The organism is Labilithrix sp. (genome assembly GCA_019637155.1).
GTDB lineage: Bacteria > Myxococcota_A > Polyangia > Polyangiales > Polyangiaceae > Labilithrix.
Genome location: JAHBWE010000023.1, coordinates 151,826 through 170,854, shown reverse-complemented (window position 1 = coordinate 170,854; position 19,029 = coordinate 151,826). Strand labels below are relative to the sequence as shown.

Here is a 19,029-nt window from a genome sequence, read left to right as displayed (position 1 = left end):
CCGCCGCTCCCGCGCCGAGGCCGGGCGCGATGGGCAGCCTCACCGTCGTTTGTATGCCGGCGAAGTGCGATCAGATCATCGACAACGGCACGCCGCTCGGGCCCGGACACATCTTCAGCCGTCCCGTCCTCGCGGGTCGTCACACGCTTCAGCTCTCGGCCCCGAACGGGGTAAAGAAGACCTTGGTCGTCGACGTGCTCCCCGAGCAGCTCAAGGACGTGCGCATCCCGATGGACAAGTAGGCTTCGGCCCGTTTCGCTTTTCTTGCTCGCGCCATGAAATCGTCTGCTCGCGCCCTCGGCCTCATGCTCGTCATGGGGCTCGCGTGCTCGCGATCGCCGCTCGGCCTCGAGGTCAACGTGCCGGCGAACGTGGCGATCAAGTGGATCGAGATCGGCGCCTTCAAGGACGGATCGTGCCCGACGCTGCAGCCGATGCTCGAGGGCGGGCTGCCGGAGGGGTACACCGCGCGGCTCGCGTACCAGAAGAACGATCCAGCCGCGCCGGGCTTCGGGCGCGTCCCGAACGCGAAGTACGCGTTCGCCGGCGTGGCGCGCGACGAGTCGTGCGCCGTCGTCGCGGCGGGCTGCTCCGAGGTCGACGTCGGCGACGCGGACAACATCGCGATCATGCTCGGCCCGGTCGGGACGCCGAAGGCCGCGTGCCCGAAGGGCAGCGTCTGCGAGGCGGCGCGGTGCCTGCCCGCGAACGACAGCGCCGATCCGAGCGTCGGCGCCGGCTGCTCGCTCGAGCTGCTCGGCGCCGGTCCGCTCGCGAACTCGAGCGGGCAGGACGGCACGGTGGTGAGCCCGCCCGCGATCGCGGCGTCGCCGGGCGGGTTCCTCCTCGTGTATCGCGAGATCGACCCGGGCATCGGCACCGCGCGCCTCGTGCTCCAGCCGCTCGACCCATCCGGAGGCGCGCTCAAGGCCGAGCGCCCGAACCTGCCCGGACGCTGCGCCGCCTCCGCCGACGTCGAGCGCGACGGGATCGGCATCGCCTTGAACGAATCGGGCGCGGGGACGGTGGTCCTCTCGAAGGCCTCCTGCACGGCCGACCCGCCGAACCCGTCGCTCCAGATGCTCGCCCTCGCCGTCGACGACAAGGGCAAGATGACGCTCCCGCAGTTCATCGACTCGCCGTCGCCGAACGGCACCGACGTCCGCCTCGGCCCCGCGCGCCCCTCCACCGCGCGCGCGAGCAACAACGTGATCGTGTTCACCGAAGGCGGCGCCGGGAAGATCGCGACCGTCAAGCGCGAGGAGGGCATCGTGCAGCCGCGCGGCACCTTCGGCGGCAACAACATCACCGACGCGTGGGTCTCGGCGACGGACAAGGTCCTCGCCCTCCTCTCGGTCGGACCGGGCGATCCCGGCTCGCCGCCGCCGGGCGACGCCGGCGCGGACGCGGGCGAAGGCCCGATCGGGAGCCAGTCCGACACGACCGTGCGCCTCTTGATGCTGAAGGGCGACACCGACGTGCAGACGGTGGCGACGAGCACGACGCGACCGGTCACGTTCCCGGGGACGTTCGGCTCGCTCGCGACGACGGGCGAGCGCGTCCTCGTCGTCACCGACGGCGCCGGCCCCGGCCGCTCGGTCACGTACCGCGCCTTCGATCTCGGAAAGGAAGAGGAGGCCGACACGAACGGCTACTCGATCGAGGGCGCGGCCAAGGTCACCGCCGCCGACGTCGCGATCGTCGGCAACCGCGCGTACGTCGCGGCGCTGCAGCAAGGACAGGTCGCGCTCCACGTGTTCGACAACGCGACGACGGCGCTGACGCCGCTCCGCAACGTCCTCTTCTCGCGCCAGACGCGCATCTCCGGCATCAACAACGTGCGCGACGGCAGCGTCGCGGTCGCGGCGAGCCCCACCCGCGTCGCGGTGGTGTGGACGACGGCGAAGGAGCTCGGCTCCAACGATCCCGCCGGCGGCTACGCCGTGTTCGCGTGCACGCAGTGAGGGCCGACCTCGAGATCGTGGAGCTCACCCCCGGCGGTGAGGGCGTCGGGCACGTCGCGATCGGCGGCGAGCGGCGCGCCGTGTTCGTGCCGGGCGTCGCGCGCGGCGAGCACGTGCGCGTGGAGATCGATCCGCGCTCGCGACCGGCCCGCGGCGTGCTCCTCCAGGTCCTCGCCCCTTCCTCCGAGCGCGCCGCGCCGGCGTGCGCCTTCGTCGATCGATGCGGGGGCTGCGATTGGATGCATCTTACAATCGATGCGCAGCGCGCCGAGCACGCGAGCATCGTCGAGAAGCTCCTCGGCGTCGCGGTCGGGAGCCACCCCGCGCCGCGGACGATCGGCTACCGCACGCGCGCGCGCGTCCACGTCGAGGCGACGAAGCGCGGCGCGATCGTCGCCGGCATGTACGCGCGGAAGAGCCACGAGCCGGCCGCGGTCGCGACCTGCATCGTGCTCGATCCGGCGCTCGATCGCGCGCGGCTGGCGCTGGCGGAGCTCCTCGCCGGCGCGCGCGGCCGCGGCGAAGCGAGCCTCGCGCTCGGCGCCGAGCGGCGGCCCGTCATCGAGCTACGCTGGCGCGGCGAGCTCGCCGCCGCGACGTTCGGGCGGCTCGAGCGCGCGGTCGCGAACGGCGAGATCGCCGGCGCGAGCGTGTACGCCGGCGAGGTGAAGGTGCCGGCGAAGATCGGCGATCCGACGCCGATCGTGACGGGAGCCGACGGCGCGCCGCTCCGCCTCGCGCCGGGCGGCTTCGCGCAGGCGAACGACGAGGCGAACGCCGAGCTCGCGCGCCGGGTCGCGGAGCTGGCCGGCGACGCTGCGCCGGCGGTGGAGCTCTACGCCGGCGCGGGGAACCTCACCGTGATGCTCGCGCCCGGGCGTGAGCTCGTCGCGGTCGAGTCGAACGAGGACGCTTGCGCGGCGGCGCGCGACAACCTCGCGGCGCGAGGTCTCTCCGCGAAGGTGAAGGTCGTCGCCGGCGACGCGGCCGCGTTCGTGCTCCCGAAGGCGACGCGCCTCCTCGTCCTCGATCCGCCGCGCGAGGGCGCGCGCGACGTTTGCGCCGCGATCGCGGCGGGGAAGACCAAGCTCTCGCGGATCGTCTACGTCTCGTGCGACCCGCCCACGCTCGCGCGCGACGTGAAGCTGCTCGTCGCCGCGGGCTGGTCGCTCGTGACGGCGGAGACGTTCGAGATGTTCCCGCACACGAGCCACGTCGAGACGGTCGCGCTCCTCGAGAGGCGCTCGGCGTGACGCCGTCGCTCGCCACGATCGCGCGGCGCGCGCTCGAGGGCGAGTGCGCGCTCGCGAGAGGGACGACGGTGCTCGTCGCCGTGAGCGGCGGACCCGACTCGATGGCGCTCCTCTCCGTCCTCGTCCGCCTCGCGCCGCGGTTCGGCCTCGGGCTCATGGCGCACGGCGTCGACCACGGGCTCCGCCCCGACGCTGCGGCTGAGCTCGATCTCGCGGAGCGCTTCGCGCGCGACCACGGCGTGCCGTGGGATCGCACGAAGGTCGACGTGCCGCGCGGCGGAAATCTGCAGGCCCGGGCACGCGCGGCGCGCTGGACCGCGCTCGCCGGCGCGGCGAGAGCGCACGGCGCCACGATCGCCACGGCCCACCACGCCGAGGATCGCGCCGAGACGGTGCTCATGCGTGTCCTCCGCGGCTCGGGGGCGCGAGGCCTCGCCGTCCTGCCGCCTCGTTCGCCCGCGGCCGGCGCATCGGACATCGAGGTGGTGCGCCCGCTCCTGCGCGCCTTACGTTCCGACGTCGTGACCCACCTCGAGCGGCATCGCGTGCCGTCCGCGACCGACCCGTCGAACGCGGATCCCCGCTTTCTGCGGACGCGCGTGCGAAACGAGGTGCTGCCGCTCCTCCGCGAGCTCGATCCCGCGGTCGTGCATCACCTGTCCGCGATCGCGGACGACCTGACGGCGGCTGGCTCCGCGCGGGCGGAGGCGGGCTGGACGGCGGGTCTTCCGCGCGCGACGCAGGCGGCGATCGCCGCGCTCGTCCGCTCGAGGTCGACCGAGGCACGGGTCTGGCTACCGGACGGTTTGGTCGCCATGGTCGAGCCGAGACGGACGAAATGACGCGCTCACGCATCGGACCCTCGATGGAGGGCATCGGACGTAGTAGCCTAAGAAGACCGAGGTTCTCGTGAAGCAATCGCACAAAACGCTTCTGCTGTGGGTCGTCTTGATCGTGATGTTCCTCACGATCTGGCAGTTCTTGACGCCCGCGGACAAGAAGGTCCCCGTCGCCTTCACGGACTTCGTGAGCGACGTAAAGCAGGGCAAGGTCGACGAAATCAAGATCAAGGATCACGAGTACAGCTACCGCGTTCGCGGCGCCGACCAGACGAAGGGCGGCGGCTGGCGTGAGGCCACCGGTCCCATCGCCGACGAGAAGATGCTCGAGAACCTGAAGCCGGAGGACCCGAAGGCGGCGCCGCCGAAGGTGTTCTTCGAGAAGGAGGACCAGTCGCCGTTCTGGTCGTCGACGATCATCACGCTGATCCCGATGGGGTTCCTCATCCTGATGTTCTTCCTCTTCATGAGGCAGCTTCAGGCGGGCGGCGGCAAGGCGATGAGCTTCGGCAAGTCCAAGGCGCGCATGCTCTCGGACTCGCAGAACAAGATCACGTTCGCCGACGTCGCGGGCGTCGAAGAGGCGAAGGACGAGGTCGAGGAGATCATCGCCTTCCTCAAGGACCCGAAGAAGTTCCAGCGCCTCGGCGGCCGCATCCCGAAGGGCGTCCTGATGATCGGCCCGCCCGGCACCGGCAAGACGCTCCTCGCGCGCGCGATCGCGGGCGAGGCGGGGGTCCCCTTCTTCAGCATCTCGGGCTCGGACTTCGTCGAGATGTTCGTCGGCGTCGGCGCCTCGCGCGTCCGTGACCTCTTCGAGCAGGGGAAGAAGCATGCACCCTGCATCATCTTCATCGACGAGATCGACGCGGTCGGCCGTCACCGCGGCGCGGGCCTCGGCGGCGGTCACGACGAGCGCGAGCAGACGCTGAACCAGCTCCTCGTCGAGATGGATGGCTTCGAGTCGAACGAGGGCGTCATCATCATCGCGGCGACGAACCGCCCCGACGTCCTCGACCCCGCGATCCTCCGTCCGGGCCGCTTCGATCGTCGCATCACGGTGAACCGGCCCGACGTCCGCGGCCGCGAGCAGATCCTGCGCGTCCACACGAAGCGCGTCCCGCTCTCGCCCGACGTCGACATGGAGACGATCGCGCGCGGCACGCCCGGCTTCGCCGGCGCGGACCTCGAGAACCTCGTCAACGAGGCGGCCCTCCTCGCCGCGCGTCAGGACAAGGACGCGGTGAGCCAGGCGGACTTCGAGCTCGCGAAGGACAAGGTCCTCATGGGCTCCGAGCGCCGCTCGATGGTGATGACGGAAGAGGAGAAGTGGAACACGGCCGTCCACGAGGCGGGCCACGCGGTCATGATGATCGCGAACTCGAACCACGACCCCGTCCACAAGGTGACGATCATCCCGCGCGGCCGCGCGCTCGGCGTGACGATGCCGCTCCCGAAGGGCGACGTCCTCGGCCGCACGAAGGAGCAGTTCGAGGCGCAGATCCAGTCGGCGCTCGGCGGCCGCATCGCGGAGGAGATCTTCTTCGGCAAGCTGACCACCGGCGCGTCGAACGACATCAAGCAGCTCACGACCATCGCGCGGGCGATGGTCTGCGAGTACGGCATGAGCCGCATGGGCCCCCTCTCCTACGGGAGCGAGGAGGGCTCGGTGTTCCTCGGCCGCGACTACAACCAGCGGAGCCAGGACTACTCGGAGCAGACCGCGCGCGAGATCGACCAGGAGGTCCGCCGCATCATCGACGAGCAGTACGTGGTCGTGCGGCAGCTCCTCGAGTCGAAGCGCGATCGCGTCGAGGCGATCGCGAAGTACCTCCTCGAGCGCGAGACGCTCGACGCCGAGGAGCTCAAGGCGATCTTCGAGGGCCGCGAGATCCCGCCGCGCGAGCGCGTCATCGTGCCGACCTACGCCGAGAAGGAGAAGGCGAAGGCGGCGCAGCGCAAGGGCGCGAGCATCTTCGGCGGCCCGCCGAAGCCCGCGACGTCCTGAACGTCATCGGCTTCGACGACGGCCCGTTCCCGCGCGATCACCGCGGGGACGTCCTGCTCGTGGGCGTCGTGTGCTCGGCGACGCGCGTCGACGGGATCGTGAGCGGGCGCATCCGCCGCGACGGGATCGACTCGACCCGCCGCGTGGTGGAGCTCGTGCGCGCGAGCCAGTTCGGGCAGCACATCCAGGCGGTGATGTTCCAGGGCATCGCGGTCGGTGGGTTCAACGTCATCGACATCCACGGCCTCTCGCTCGCGCTCCAGATCCCGGTCCTCGTCGTCGTGCGGCGGCCGCCGGACATGGCGGCGGTGAAGCGCGCGCTCTTCAGCCGCACGCCGCACGATCGACCCGCGGTGCCGGGGGCGGCGCGGAAGTGGGGGCTCATCGAGCGCGCGGGGACGCTCGAGCCGCTCGGCGTGTCGCGGCGCTCGTTGAAGCGCGAGCCGACCGGGCTCGCGACGACGCAGCGCCTCTGGATCCAGCGCGCGGGCCTCACGATCGACGAGGCCCGCCGCGTCGTCGCGCGTACGACGCTCCACGGCAACATCCCGGAGCCGCTCCGCCTCGCGCACCTCATCGCGGGCGGCATCACGACCGGCAAGAGCCGCGGCCGCGCATGACATGACGCCCGCGGCTCGACGTGTGCCAGCCTCCCCGCGGCCGCTGACACAGCGTCCGCGGAATCGTTACTGATTTCGACTGATTTCGCGCGGCACACACGTTGATAGAGTGGCACCGGTGAGGTTTGTCCCGTGCGCGGCCGTGCTCGTCGGCGCGATGCTCGTCGCGGGGCGTGCGCGCGCGGACGAGGGCAACCTGCGCCTCACGTGGTTCGCGCCGTCGGGGTGTCCATCGAGCGAGGAGGTGAAGGCCGCGGCGCTACGGAACGTCGATGCGACGCTCGCGCCGGGCGTGCTCGAGGCGGACGCGCACGTCGAGCAGCAGACGCCGTCGAGCTGGCGCGTCTTCCTCAAGACGCGGCGCGGCGCGATCGTCGGTGAGCGCGAGATCGAGGCCGCGACCTGCGCCGGCGTCGCGGACGCGACCGCGGTCGTCCTCGCGCTCGCGCTCGTACCGCCGGCGACCCTCGCGGACGAGCAGCCGCCGCCTCCCGCACCGGCGCCTCCCGCGCCTCCCGCGCCGCGCGAGGCCGGCGGCCCGCACGCGTTCGCGGCGGGCGTCGCGGTGCATGGGGATCTCGGGGTGTTGCCGAGCCCTGGCTTCGGCGGGGCGATGCACGTGGCGTGGATGCCGGGGCGTTTCCGGGTGGAGGCGCTGGGCCGGATCGTCCTCGAGCAGCGGCGGAGCGTGCCGGGCACGGGGCGTGGCGCGGACATCTCGGTGGTGGGGGTCGGCGCGCGCGGTTGCTTCGCGCTCGTGCAGCTCTGGAGCTTCGAGGCGTCGCCGTGCGTGGGCGGCGGGGTGGACGTCGCTTCGGCGGCGGGCTTCGGCGCCGAAACGAACCTCTCGCCGAGCAAGGCGTGGGGCAACGTGGCGTTCGGCGGGCTCGCGCGCTTCGAGGTCTCGCGCTGGCTCGCGCTGCGGGCGCGGGTCGAAGGGCTCGTGCCGCTCTATCGCCCGAACTTCGTGGTCGAAGGTACGGGCTCGGTCCACGAGCCCGCCGCGGTCGGCGCCGGCGCCTATTTCGGCGCCGAGGTGCTTTTTCTTTAACGGGTCATCGTGGCGGCTTCCACTCACCTCCCGAAGCTCTTGGTCTCCGAAGCAGCGCTTTCGGCAGTCCCGTGCTTCGACGACGTGTATCGCGACCACTTCGCCTTCGTCTGGCGCAGCGCGAAGCGTCTCGGCGTTCGCGACGGCTCGCTCGACGACGTCGTGCAGGAGGTCTTCGTGATCGTGCACCGGAGGCTCGACGAGTTCGAGGGGCGCTCGTCGCTGCGCACGTGGCTCTTCGGCATCACGCTCCGCGTCGCGCGCGACCATCGCCGCAGCCTCGCGCGCAAGAGCCCCGCCGGCTCCGTCGATCCCGACTCGCTCCGCGCGACCACGCCGGGCCCGAGCGAGTCGATGGAGAGGGCGGAGGCGATCGCGCTCTTGCATGCGCTCCTCGACGAGCTCGACGACGACAAGCGCGAGGTCTTCGTGATGGCGCAGCTCGAACAGATGACGATGCCCGACATCGCGAGCACCCTCGGCCTCAACGTGAACACGGCCTACGCCCGCCTCCGCGCAGCCCGCCTCTCGTTCGAGGACGCCCTCGCGCGCCATCGCGCGCGCGAGGCGCATCCTTCCCTTCCTTCTTCCTCCCGTGGAGGGCGTCGATGACGGACGGCCTCGGCCCCGACGCGCGAGCGCTCCTCGACGCCGCGGAGGGCGGCGACGACCCCACCGCCGCCGACGCCGCCCGCGTCCGCGCGCGCGTCGCGGCGAAGATCGCGGTCGGCGCCGCCGCCGGCGCGACGGCCGCGACGGTCACGAAGACGGCGACCGCGGGCGCGACGGCGTCGGGCTCGTTCCTGAGCTCACTCGTCGGAACGAAGGCGGTCGTCGCGGTCGTCCTCGTCGGCAGCGCAGCAGCGACCACCGCAGCGGTGATGACCGCAGAGCGAGCGCCAGCGCCCGTCGTCTCGCAAGCAGCGGCAACCACCGGCGTGAGCGGCGCAGCAGCCCAGCCCGCGAGAGCCAGCGGTAACGCGGCACCGAACGGCGCGGCCGCAGGCGCGAACGGCAGCGCAAGTGGCGCAACAGGCACGAACGGCTCGAGCTCGCACATCGCAAACCCGACCTCGAACGACAGCGGCAGCAGCGCACCAAGCGCGCCCTCAAACGACGACGCGAAGAGCGCAGCAGGCGCAAGCCCAAACGCGGATGCAAGCGGCGCAGGCCTGAACGGCGTTGGCGCAGGCTCAAACAGCGCGGGCGACGGCCGGAGCGCGGGCTCGAACGCCGCGAGCGGCCCAAGCGCGGGCGGCCCGCGTGCGGGCACAAGCGGCGCAGGCTCGAGTGGCGCGGGCCCGAGCGGCGCGGGCCCGAGCGGCGCAGGTGCGGCCTCGGCAGGCGCAGCGGATTCGAGCGGCGCAAGCGCGGCCTCCGCCGGCGCCACCGGCGCAGGTGCAGGTTCGAGCGGCGCAAGCGCGGCCTCGGCCCGCGCCGGCGCCACCGGCGCAGGTGCAGGTGCAGGTGCAGGTTCGAGCGCGGCCTCGGCCGGCGCGGGTGCAAGCGCGTCCACCGGCCGAGCTGCCGCGGCACCAGCGCGGCCGGCGCGCGACCTCGTCGCAGAAGAGGCCGCGTTGCTGCGTTCCGCGAATGCCGCGCTCGCGGCCGGCGACGGCGCGACCGCGCTTCGCCGCCTCGACGAGCACGCGACCCGCTTCCCACGCGGAGCGCTGACCGAAGAACGCGAGGCCGCGCGCGTCCTCGCCCTCTGCGCCAGCGGCCGCGCCTCCGAGGCGCGCGCGAACGCGAGCACGTTCGTCGCAGCCAACCCGCGCTCCCCCTTCGTCGCGCAGGTCCGCCGCGCGTGCTCGACCGCCGCGCCCTGAGCCACAACACACTCACTCGACCACGTGTCCCTCGCCCCTTCGTCGCACCGGTCCGACGCGCCCTGAACCCACACCACTCGACCACATGCAGCCGCGCGCTCCCCTTCGTCGCGCAGGTCCGACGCGCATGCTCGACCGCCGCCCCGGAGCCACAACACCACTCGACCACGTGCCCCTCGCCCTTCGTCGCGCCGCGCCCCAACACCGCTCGGCAGTCCGCGACGGAGCACGACGAGTGAAACGACACGACAACGAAAGAATCTCTCACGGAACCGCGACGCGGCGGCCACCCACGGACCAGCGAGCACGACGTTGGGTCGCGCCGCGGCTTCGAGGAGCTTGCCCATGCGTTCGATCATCCTGTCCTCCGTTGCGCTCGTGTCCGTGGTCGTCGCGTGCGGCGGCAGCGAGGCGTCCATTCCGTCGCCCGGGACGAACGGCGAGCAGCAGCTCCAGACCCGAAAAGACGGGACCGCCACCGGCGACGGCGCGTCATGCTCCTGGGCCAACACCACCACCTACGACCTCGTCGCGCCCAGCGCGCCCGATGCCCCCGTGCCGACCTACAAGCTCGGCGACGAGTTCAAATCGATCGACGGCTGCAACGACTGCACGTGCTCCGACAAAGGGATCATGTGCACGCTTCGCGCGTGCGAGCAGCCGCAGCCCCCCGAGCACGGCTGCACGATGGACGCGAAGGTCTGCCCGGACGGCAGCTCCGTCGGACGCCAAGGACCAAAGTGCGAGTTCGCGCCCTGCCCGGGCGAAGGACCGATCTGCACCGCCGACGCAAAAAAATGCCCCGACGGATCGTACGTCGGCCGCTCCGGTCCCAAGTGCGAGTTCGCCTGCCCCGGCGACGAGCCGATCGCGTGCCCCGCCATCGCGCGGACGTGCGCGGACGGGTCCAACGCGAAGCTCGGACCGAAGTGCGAGCTCATCTGTCCGGAGGATCGCCCGGTGCCCTGCACCGACGACGCGAAACAGTGCCCGGACGGGACCTACGTGGGTCGCACCGGACCCAAATGCGAGTTCGTGTGCCCGAAGTGACGAAGCAGTAAGAGGATGAACCGCCCCATGAGCCCCATGAGCCTCGTGAGCCCCACGCGCCGCGCCGCCGTCGCTTCGTCCGTCGCCCTCGTTATCGTCGCTTGCGGCGGAAGCGCCGTTACCGTCGGAAAGACCGAAACCTCCGATCAGCAGCTGCAAACGAAGAAGGACGGCTCCCCGACCGGCGACGGCTCGACGTGCTCATGGGCCGACACGGCGCTCTACGATCAGGTGAGGGCATCGTCTCCGACCGCACCGGTGCCGACCTACAAGCTCGGCGACGACTTCACCTCGATCGACGGCTGCAATTCCTGCACGTGCGCGGCGCGCGGCATCATGTGCACGGTGAAGACGTGCGACCCCGTCGTCTGCGACGCGGACGCGCTCCTCTGTCCCGACGGGACCACGGTCGGCCGCTCCGGCCCCAAGTGCGAGTTCAGGTGCCCCGGTCAAACCGTGTGCACCGACGACGCGAAGAAGTGCCCCGACGGCTCGTTCGTCGGCCGCACCGGCCCGAATTGCGAGTTCGCCTGCCCGGGCGAGATCCCGATCGCCTGCCCCGCCATCCAACGCATCTGCGCCGACGGCACCCCCGCGTCGATGGGCCCGGGCTGCGAGCAGATCTGTCCGGCCGTGTCCTGCCAGGCGATCGAGAGCTACGTCGGCAAGCTGCTCACCGACGCGGTCGCGCGCCACAAGGCGTGCAACGGCGACGCCGACTGCACGACCGTCGCGATCAACGCCGACTGCGTCGACCAGTGCACCGGCGCGATGAACAAGACCGGCGCCACCGAGCTCGAGATGATCAAGAAGACGGTGAACGACAGCAACTGCCAGGAGTACAAGAAGCAGGGCTGCACCTTGATCGTCCCGCCGTGCGTCCCGCCGACCGAGCCGAAGTGCGTCGACAAGGTCTGCCAGTAGGCGAAATAGCGCCTTTAAAGGCGCCTCAGACCGACCTTGCCGCGCCCCCTCGCCGGGACTAGCGTGCCCGCCATGGCTACGAAGATCGCGATTAACGGGTTCGGTCGTATTGGTCGTTGCATGGTCCGCGTGCTCAACGAGCGCGGAGTGAAGGACCTCGAGGTCGTCGCGATCAACGACCTCACGGACGCGAAGACCCTCGCGCACCTCTACAACTACGACACCGTCCACGGCCGCGCCGAGCATCGCGCGGAGGCCGGCGAAGGCACCATCTCCTTCGGCGCGAAGAAGGCGAAGATCCTCGCCGAGAGGGAGCCGACGAAGCTGCCGTGGAAGGAGCTCGGCGTCGACGTCGTCCTCGAGTGCACCGGCCTCTTCACCGACAAGGAGAAGTGCGAGGCGCACCTCACCGCGGGCGCGAAGAAGGTCATCATCTCGGCGCCGGCGAAGAACCACGACGCCACGATCGTCCTCGGCGTGAACACGGAGCTCTACGACGGCACGAAGCACACCGTCATCTCGTGCGGCTCCTGCACCACGAACTGCCTCGCGCCGGTCGCGAAGGTCCTGAACGACAGCTTCGGGATCAAGCGCGGCCTCATGACGACGATCCACTCGTACACGAACGACCAGGCCGTCCTCGACATCCCGCACCGCAAGGGCGACCTCCGCCGTGCGCGCGCGGCGGCGCAGAACATGATCCCGTCGTCGACCGGCGCGGCGAAGGCGCTCAGCGAGGTCATCCCCGCGCTGAAGGGCAAGTTCGACGGCCAGGCGGTGCGCGTGCCGACGATGGACGTCTCCCTCGTCGACCTCACCTTCGAGACCGAGAAAGCGCTCACGAAGGACGCCATCCACGCGGCGATGAAGGCGGCGGCCGACGGCCCGCTCAAGGGCATCCTCGGCTACACCGAGGAGCAGCTCGTCTCGTCCGACTACATCGGCGATCCGCGCTCCTCGATCTTCGACGCGACCGTCACCCAGGTCATGGGCGACAACTTCGCGAAGGTCTTCTCCTGGTACGACAACGAGTGGGGCTTCTCGAACCGCATGATCGAGCTCGCGCAGCTCGTCGGCGGCAAGCTCTGATCGAGGAGGACCTCCATGACCACGCTCGATCGCATCACGCCGATCCGGGAGCTCCCGATCGAGAACAAGCGCGTCTTCATCCGCTGTGACTTCAACGTCCCGCTCGAAGAGAAGGACGGCAAGCAGGTCATCACCGACGACGCGCGCATCACGGAGGCGCTCCCCACGATCAAGCACGCGATCGAGCGCGGCGCGCGCGTCATCCTCGCGAGCCACCTCGGCCGCCCAAAGAAGGGGCCCGATCCGAAGCTCTCGCTCGAGCCGGTCGGCGCGCGCCTCGCGGAGCTCCTCGGCGTCGAGGTGCACATGCCGGAGGACTGCATCGGCGACGCGCCGAAGAAGGTCGTCTACGACCTCCGCGGCGGCCAGGTCTGCCTCCTCGAGAACCTCCGCTTCCACGCGGAGGAAGAGAAGGACGACGAGACGTTCGCGGCGAAGCTCGCCGAGCTCGCCGACGTCTACGTCTGCGACGCGTTCGGCGCGGTCCATCGCGCCCACGCCTCGGTGCACGCGCTCCCGAAGAGCATGCGCGAGCGCGGCTGCGGCTTCCTCCTCGAGAAGGAGATCGCGGCCCTCGGCAAGGTCATCACCGCGCCGGACAAGCCGTTCGTCGCTATTCTCGGGGGAGCCAAGGTTTCGGACAAAATCGCCGTCCTCGACAATCTCATCGAAAAGGTGGACGCGCTCGTCATCGGCGGCGCGATGGCCAACACCTTCCTCGCCGCGCAGGGCAAGAACCTCCAGAAGTCGAAGATCGAGGAGGACAAGCTCGCCCTCGCGCGCACGATCCTCGAGAAGGCCAAAGAGAAGAAGGTCGAGGTCGCGCTCCCCACCGACGTCGTCGTGGCGCAGAGCCTCGAGGCCGCCGAGGGCCGCGCCGTCTCCGCGGACGCCGTGCCGGAGGGCCACATGGCGCTCGACATCGGCCCGAAGTCGATCGAGGCGTTCTCGGCCCTCGTCGCGAAGGCGAAGACGGTGCTCTGGAACGGACCGATGGGCCTCTTCGAGAAGGCGCCGTTCGCGGCGGGCACGTTCGCGATCGCGAAGGCGATGGCGGACTCGAGCGCGTTCACGGTCGTCGGCGGCGGCGACAGCGCGGCGGCGGTGAAGGAAGCCCCCGGCGACGTGGCGAAGAAGATGAAGCACATCTCGACCGGCGGCGGCGCCTCTCTCGAGCTGATCGAGGGGAAGAAGCTGCCCGGGATCGAGGTTCTGCGTCGGAACGCTCAATGAACGCCGCACGCAGGCCGCTCATCGCGGGCAACTGGAAGATGTTCAAGGGCTCCCAGGCGGGCATCGAGCTCGCCCAGGAGGTCATCGCGTTCGCGAAGGACCTGCCGAAGGTCGACGTCGTCATCGCGCCCCCCTTCACCGTCCTCGCCGCCGTCGCGAGCGAGCTCGAGCACTCCAAGGTCGGGCTCGCGGCGCAGAACCTCTACCCCAAGAACGAAGGCGCCTTCACGGGCGAGGTCAGCGCCCCCTTCCTCAAGGACTGCGGCTGCACCTGGGTCATCGTCGGCCATAGCGAGCGCCGCCAGTATTTCGCCGAGACCGACGCGTTCGTCGCCGAGAAGGCCGCCGCCGCGCTCGGCGCCGGGCTCCTCCCCATCATCTGCGTCGGCGAGACGTTGCAGCAGCGCGAGGGCGGCGAGACGCTCCGCGTGGTGAAGCAGCAGGTCGACGCGTTCCTGGACGTCATCGCGCAGGCGAAGGAGGCCGTCGCGATCGCGTACGAGCCGGTCTGGGCGATCGGCACCGGCAAGACGGCGGGCCCGGCGGAAGCGGAGGAGGTCCACGCCGCGATCCGCGAGTGGCTGACCAAGAAGTCGCCGGAGCTCGCGACGAAGACGCGCATCCTCTACGGCGGCTCGGTGAAGGCGGACAACGCGGCCGCGCTCCTGGGCTGTCCGAACGTCGACGGCGCCCTCGTCGGCGGAGCGAGCTTGGACGCCGGCTCGTTCAGTGCTATCGCACGGGCCGCGCAGCCCTCCGCGGCATCCTGAGTCACGCGGGGCTCTGCCCCTGCACCCCGCGCCACACCGAAGACCCATGCTCCAGACCTTCATCAGCTTCGTCCACGTCTTCGTCTGCCTGATCGTCATCGGCGTCGTCCTCCTGCAGCAGGGCAAGGGCGGCGGCATGGGCGCAGCGTTCGGCGGAGCGACGACGCAGGTCTTCGGCGGCCGCGGCGCCGGCAACATCCTCACGCGCATGACCGCCATCGCCGCGGCCATCTTCATGCTCACGAGCGTCTCTCTCGCCTACATGTCGAGCGCCGGCGACCGCGCCCTCAAGGCAAAGGTCGCCATGGAAGCCGGCCGCAAGAAGGACAAGGGCGAGCTCAAGAAGAGGGAAGCCCCACCGGCGGACTCGGCCGCTCCGAGCAGCGCGCCCCCGGGCGAACCGGCGCCCGCACCCGCCCCCGAGCAGGCGCCCGCCCCCGAGCAGGCCCCGGCGCCCGAGCCCACGCCCGCTCCCGAGCAGGCCCCGACCCCGACCGAGCCGGCGCCCACGCCCTGAGCGCGCGTTCACGCGATGGCGGCGCGGAAGAAGGCGCGGCCGCGTCACGACGACGGTCGGCCGAACGCAGCCGCGGCCGCACCGGAGGGAGCCGCGATCGCCGAGCCGGGGCCCGAGCGCATCGTCGAATCGCCGGCGGCGAGCACGCGCTCGCTCCTCCTCGCGGCGTGTGCGATCGCGCTCCTTCACGCCTTTGCGTGCGCGTGGCTGCGGAACCTCGGGTTCGACCACATCTCCGACGACGACTTCTCGCGCGTCGTCATCGCGCAGGGCTTCGCCCATCACGCGCGTCTCGACCCGAGCGGCACGAGCTGGCTCCCCTTCCCGTTCTGGATCCTCGGCCTCGGGATGAAGCTCCTCGGCCGCGACCTCGCCACCGCGCGCGCCCTCTCGATCCTGTTCTCGAGCCTCGCCGCGCCTCTCCCCTTCGTCGCGCTGCGCCTCTCCGGCGTCCCGTGGCCGCGCGCGTTCGTCGCGCTCGTCTTCGCGCTCGGGACGCCGTGGATGCTGTGGTCCGGCGCGACGACGGTGCCCGAGTCCTTCACCGCGGCGCTCACCGCTGCGGGCGTGCTGGGGCTCGCGACGGTGGCCGCGCGCGCGCGCGACGGCGCCTCGCCGACGGACCTCGCGCGCGAGAAGACAGCGAAGACCGCCCTTCGCGAGGCCGCGCCGCTCGGCTTCGGCGCCGCGCTCTTCGCGGCGTGTCTCTCGCGCTACGAGGCGTGGCCGGCGGCGGCGGTCGCGGCGATCTGGGTCGGCGTCACGCTCCGGCGTTCGCCGAAGCGCCCGCGTCTCATCGTCGCCGCCGTCGCCCTCTGCGTGGCGGGCCCGCTCATGTGGATGGCATGGAACGCGCACGCGCACGACGGCCCGCTCCATTTCTTCCGCCGCGTCTCGACCTACAAGCGCGCGATCGGCGACGGCGCGACGAGCTGGGCGTCGGCGCTGTTCTTCTATCCGAAGCTCCTCTTCGCGGTGCGCCCGGAGGTCACGCTCCCGGCCCTCGTGCTCTCACCGCTCGCCTTCGTCGATCGACAGGTCCGCCGCCGCTGGGGCCTCCCCCTCCTCGCGGCGTTCGCGCAGCTAGCGTTCCTCTCCATCGGCAACGCCCGCGACGGCGCCCCGGCACACCATGCAGAGCGCGCCCTGCTAGGGGGCTTCGTGATCTTCGCGCTCTTCCTCGCCGACGTGGTCCTGACCCCATGGATCCGCACGACGAAGAACGGCGAAACGAAGCCAGCCATCCCAAAGGCACAGAAGGCATTCGGCGGCTTCATCGCCATCGCCTGGCTCATCTCCCTCCTCCGCGCCGACGGCACGACGCCAGGCATGCACCCAAGCGAAGCCCGCACCGAACAGATCGAACGCGGCACCAAGCTCCGAAAAGACGGCGTAAAACCGCTCACCGTGACCCCATGCGGCTACGAGCACTTCGCGCTAGTCGCGGCCTACGGAGCGCCCGAGCAGGTCACGGTGAACCCGGCTCACTTCGACCAGGAGTGCCCGAAGGTGGAGACGCCGTGACGCCCGTCACCCGCGCGCTGCCGCCACCGCTTCGTCGATGAGCGCGCGCTCCGGCGCCGTCGGTGCACGCCCGCGGCGGCGAACCAGACGGTCGCCGGCTCCGAGCGCGACGGCCGCGCGCGTCACCAGAGACTTGCCATGCGCGCTCAACCACGCGCGCGCGGTGCCGGTGCGCCCGATCATCTGCGGGCCGTACCGACGAAACAGCACGCAGTTCTGCCGCTGTGTCTCGACGTAGTCGGAGACGAACGACGGCTCGGTCGGTCGGACACGAAGAACGTAGAGCGGCGACGGCACGATCGCGAAACGCGTCCGTGCCGCGGTACGGCACCAGAGCTCTCGATCCTCCGTCCGCGTGAGCGTCTCGTCGTAGGGATGGGCGAGAAACCACTCGCGGCGAGCGAGGAGCGTTGGGTGCGGCATGACCCCATGCTCGAGAACGCGCCGCGGAGTGAGGCCGTGCTCCGACGCTTCGATTATCGCCAGAGGCTCCGCGTGCTCGTCGATCATGCCAGCCCAGGTCCCGACTGCGTCGCACGCAGGGTCGCGCTCGAGCAGCCGGAGCTGCTCCTCGAAACGTCGCGGATGCGCGACGTCGTCAGCGTCCATCCGGGCCACGTAGCGCCCGCGCGCGTGCCGCGTGACCTCATTGAGTCGAGTCGCGAGGTGCCTCCTCCGGCCATCGGAGCGCACGATGATGCGAGGATCGGCGAAACCGCGGGCGATCTCCAACGAGCGATCCGTCGAGCCGTCGTCGATGACGAGCAACTCGAAGTCCGACATCGTCTGCGCGAGCACGCTGCGGATCGCAGCCGCGAGCAGGCGCTCCTCGTCGAGGAACGGGATTCCAACGCTGAGGAGCGGCGCCGTCGCCATCGCGTGGTCTGCCCAACGTAGCACCTTGCAGGGATTCCCCAGACGTCCGATCCTCGTCGATGCGGCGATCGACTCGCTCCTTTCTATGCCCGGACCGGCTTGAACCTCGCCACGCTCTCGCGCTCCCCGTTCGACGGTGTCACACGACCAGCGGTTATCGCCGTCACGCGCCGCGCTGTCACCCGCCCGGCGCCTTGACCGCAACGATCTCGTCGGCAACCTCGGCGAGCTCGGTCGAGTGGGCCGCCATCGCGACGAGCTTTCCTTCCTCCGCCAGCTCACGAACGAGCGCCATCACGAGATGCACACCTGCCCGGTCGAGGTTTGCGTCCGGCTCGTCGAGCAAGAACGCCTGCGCGTCCTGAAGCAGCACACGCGCGAGCGCGAGACGCTGCCTCTGCCCACCCGAGAGCTCAGTGAGCCTTCGATCGAGCGGACGCGCGCCGAGGTCGAGCTTGACCCGCTCGAGCGCGACCTCGCACTCTCGATCCGTCTTTGCCGTGCGCCCGAAGAGGAGCGCGGCGCGAACGCTGACGTGGCTCTCGCCGAGGTAGGGCCGCTGCGGAAGGAAGACGACCTGCTCGCGGAGCGCGCGCAGATCGAGGCGCGCGAGATCGGTGCCATCGACGCGGATGGAACCGGACGTCGGCCGTCGCAGTCCGAGCAGGAGACGGAGGACCGTGCTCTTGCCCGATCCGTTGGGACCGCTGAGGAGGAGGACGCGCCCCGGGCTCCACTCGAACGAGAGGTCACGAAGGAGCGGCGGAGCGCTCGCACCGCCGTACGCAAAGCTCAGCGCGTCGACGCGCACAGCGGCCGGGAGCACCGGCGTCTGCGTCCCGCCTGGCTCGCGCAGTCGGCTGGACATCACCTCCGCAAGCGGCTGGACCTTCGCGCTCCCACGAAGGAGCCCTTGAACCCCGAGCGAAACGCCGAGCAGCGACGGCAACGAAGCGCCGAGCAGCAGCGCCCAGCGCGCGAGCGCCTCCGTCAGCGCAGCGCGTGTGCCGACGTCGAGCAAGATGACGAGGGCGATCAGCATTGCCGCTGCGACGAGCGGTGCACGACCGATCGTGAGTGTCCCGAATGCGCTGCGGCGGTTCCGGCGGGCGTACTCGGCGATGTCACGAGCGAACCGTTCCTCGAAGCGCTCCTCCGCGCCCATCGCGACCATCTCTAGCCGTCCTTCGACCGCAAGCGAGAAGGTGTCGGCGACCTTCATGCGAGCCTCCATCGTCTCGGCATGGAGACGGAAGGCCGTGCGCCGAAACGCAAGGCTCGCACCGAACACGACGACGAGCGCGACGACGGCCAGCGCGAGTAACCGCGGTGGAACGACCGCCCCGAGGACGGGCAGCAAACCGAGCGTCACGATCGCATCGGCGATCGCGCTCGGCGCCATGAGGAGCAACTCCTGGATGTCCCAGATCCCGTTCTCGACCGCGAGCCGCAATGCGAACTCGGACGTCTCGAATAGGTCGG

At 70.8% G+C, this 19,029-nt stretch carries 18 protein-coding genes; 16 read left to right on the top strand and 2 right to left on the bottom strand.

The window, feature by feature from the left end; translation table 11 throughout:
* The 16 genes from KF837_38475 to KF837_38400 all read left to right on the top strand — a co-directional run.
* On the top strand, nt 1-242 hold a 242-nt coding region (locus KF837_38475; protein ID MBX3233274.1), incomplete at its 5' end, for a hypothetical protein.
* 33 nt (nt 243-275) lie between these two features.
* Complete coding sequence (locus tag KF837_38470) at nt 276-1,964, top strand: hypothetical protein (GenBank protein MBX3233273.1); 1,689 nt, start codon at nt 276-278, stop codon at nt 1,962-1,964.
* A complete protein-coding gene (locus tag KF837_38465; GenBank protein MBX3233272.1) occupies nt 1,952-3,217 on the top strand; it encodes a class I SAM-dependent RNA methyltransferase in 1,266 nt (421 codons plus the stop codon). The genes KF837_38470 and KF837_38465 overlap by 13 nt, the downstream gene beginning before the upstream one ends.
* Nucleotides 3,218-3,318: 101 nt before the next feature.
* Nucleotides 3,319-4,059 carry a tRNA lysidine(34) synthetase TilS gene (gene tilS / locus KF837_38460; protein ID MBX3233271.1) on the top strand — a complete coding sequence of 247 codons (741 nt, stop codon included), beginning with the start codon at nt 3,319-3,321 and terminating at the stop codon, nt 4,057-4,059.
* A 115-nt stretch (nt 4,060-4,174) separates the two neighbouring features.
* Nucleotides 4,175-6,064 (top strand): ATP-dependent zinc metalloprotease FtsH, encoded by a 1,890-nt coding sequence (ftsH, locus tag KF837_38455; GenBank protein ID MBX3233270.1) that lies wholly within the window; start codon nt 4,175-4,177, stop codon nt 6,062-6,064.
* Nucleotides 6,061-6,684: a DUF99 family protein gene (locus KF837_38450; protein ID MBX3233269.1), complete on the top strand. Its 624-nt coding sequence runs from the start codon at nt 6,061-6,063 to the stop codon at nt 6,682-6,684. The genes ftsH and KF837_38450 overlap by 4 nt, the downstream gene beginning before the upstream one ends.
* A 118-nt stretch (nt 6,685-6,802) precedes the next feature.
* Entirely contained in the window at nt 6,803-7,735 is a 933-nt protein-coding gene (locus tag KF837_38445) for a hypothetical protein (protein ID MBX3233268.1), read from the top strand.
* Nucleotides 7,736-7,744: 9 nt separating this feature from the next.
* Nucleotides 7,745-8,347: a sigma-70 family RNA polymerase sigma factor gene (locus KF837_38440; GenBank protein ID MBX3233267.1), complete on the top strand. Its 603-nt coding sequence runs from the start codon at nt 7,745-7,747 to the stop codon at nt 8,345-8,347.
* A gap of 965 nt (nt 8,348-9,312) precedes the next feature.
* On the top strand, nt 9,313-9,564 hold the full coding sequence (locus KF837_38435; protein MBX3233266.1) for a hypothetical protein: 252 nt from the start codon (nt 9,313-9,315) through the stop codon (nt 9,562-9,564).
* 345 nt (nt 9,565-9,909) lie between these two features.
* Nucleotides 9,910-10,614 (top strand): hypothetical protein, encoded by a 705-nt coding sequence (locus KF837_38430; GenBank protein MBX3233265.1) that lies wholly within the window; start codon nt 9,910-9,912, stop codon nt 10,612-10,614.
* 27 nt (nt 10,615-10,641) lie between these two features.
* Nucleotides 10,642-11,538, top strand: coding sequence for a hypothetical protein (locus KF837_38425; protein ID MBX3233264.1), 897 nt, complete (start codon nt 10,642-10,644; stop codon nt 11,536-11,538).
* A 72-nt stretch (nt 11,539-11,610) separates the two neighbouring features.
* Nucleotides 11,611-12,627, top strand: coding sequence for a type I glyceraldehyde-3-phosphate dehydrogenase (gene gap / locus KF837_38420; GenBank protein ID MBX3233263.1), 1,017 nt, complete (start codon nt 11,611-11,613; stop codon nt 12,625-12,627).
* Between the two features lie 15 nt (nt 12,628-12,642).
* Entirely contained in the window at nt 12,643-13,860 is a 1,218-nt protein-coding gene (locus KF837_38415) for a phosphoglycerate kinase (protein MBX3233262.1), read from the top strand.
* Complete coding sequence (tpiA, locus tag KF837_38410) at nt 13,857-14,630, top strand: triose-phosphate isomerase (protein MBX3233261.1); 774 nt, start codon at nt 13,857-13,859, stop codon at nt 14,628-14,630. The genes KF837_38415 and tpiA overlap by 4 nt, the downstream gene beginning before the upstream one ends.
* A 46-nt stretch (nt 14,631-14,676) precedes the next feature.
* Nucleotides 14,677-15,147, top strand: a complete 471-nt coding sequence (gene secG, locus KF837_38405) for a preprotein translocase subunit SecG (protein MBX3233260.1) — start codon at nt 14,677-14,679, stop codon at nt 15,145-15,147.
* A gap of 15 nt (nt 15,148-15,162) precedes the next feature.
* Complete coding sequence (locus KF837_38400) at nt 15,163-16,671, top strand: hypothetical protein (GenBank protein MBX3233259.1); 1,509 nt, start codon at nt 15,163-15,165, stop codon at nt 16,669-16,671.
* A 6-nt stretch (nt 16,672-16,677) separates the two neighbouring features.
* Here the strand turns inward: KF837_38400 and KF837_38395 are convergent, their stop codons facing one another.
* Together KF837_38395 and KF837_38390 are read right to left on the bottom strand one after the other, a co-directional pair.
* Entirely contained in the window at nt 16,678-17,547 is an 870-nt protein-coding gene (locus KF837_38395; protein ID MBX3233258.1) for a glycosyltransferase family 2 protein, read from the bottom strand.
* A 178-nt stretch (nt 17,548-17,725) separates the two neighbouring features.
* Nucleotides 17,726-19,000 carry an ABC transporter ATP-binding protein gene (locus tag KF837_38390; protein ID MBX3233257.1) on the bottom strand — a complete coding sequence of 425 codons (1,275 nt, stop codon included), beginning with the start codon at nt 18,998-19,000 and terminating at the stop codon, nt 17,726-17,728.
* Between the last annotated feature and the right edge of the window lie 29 nt (nt 19,001-19,029).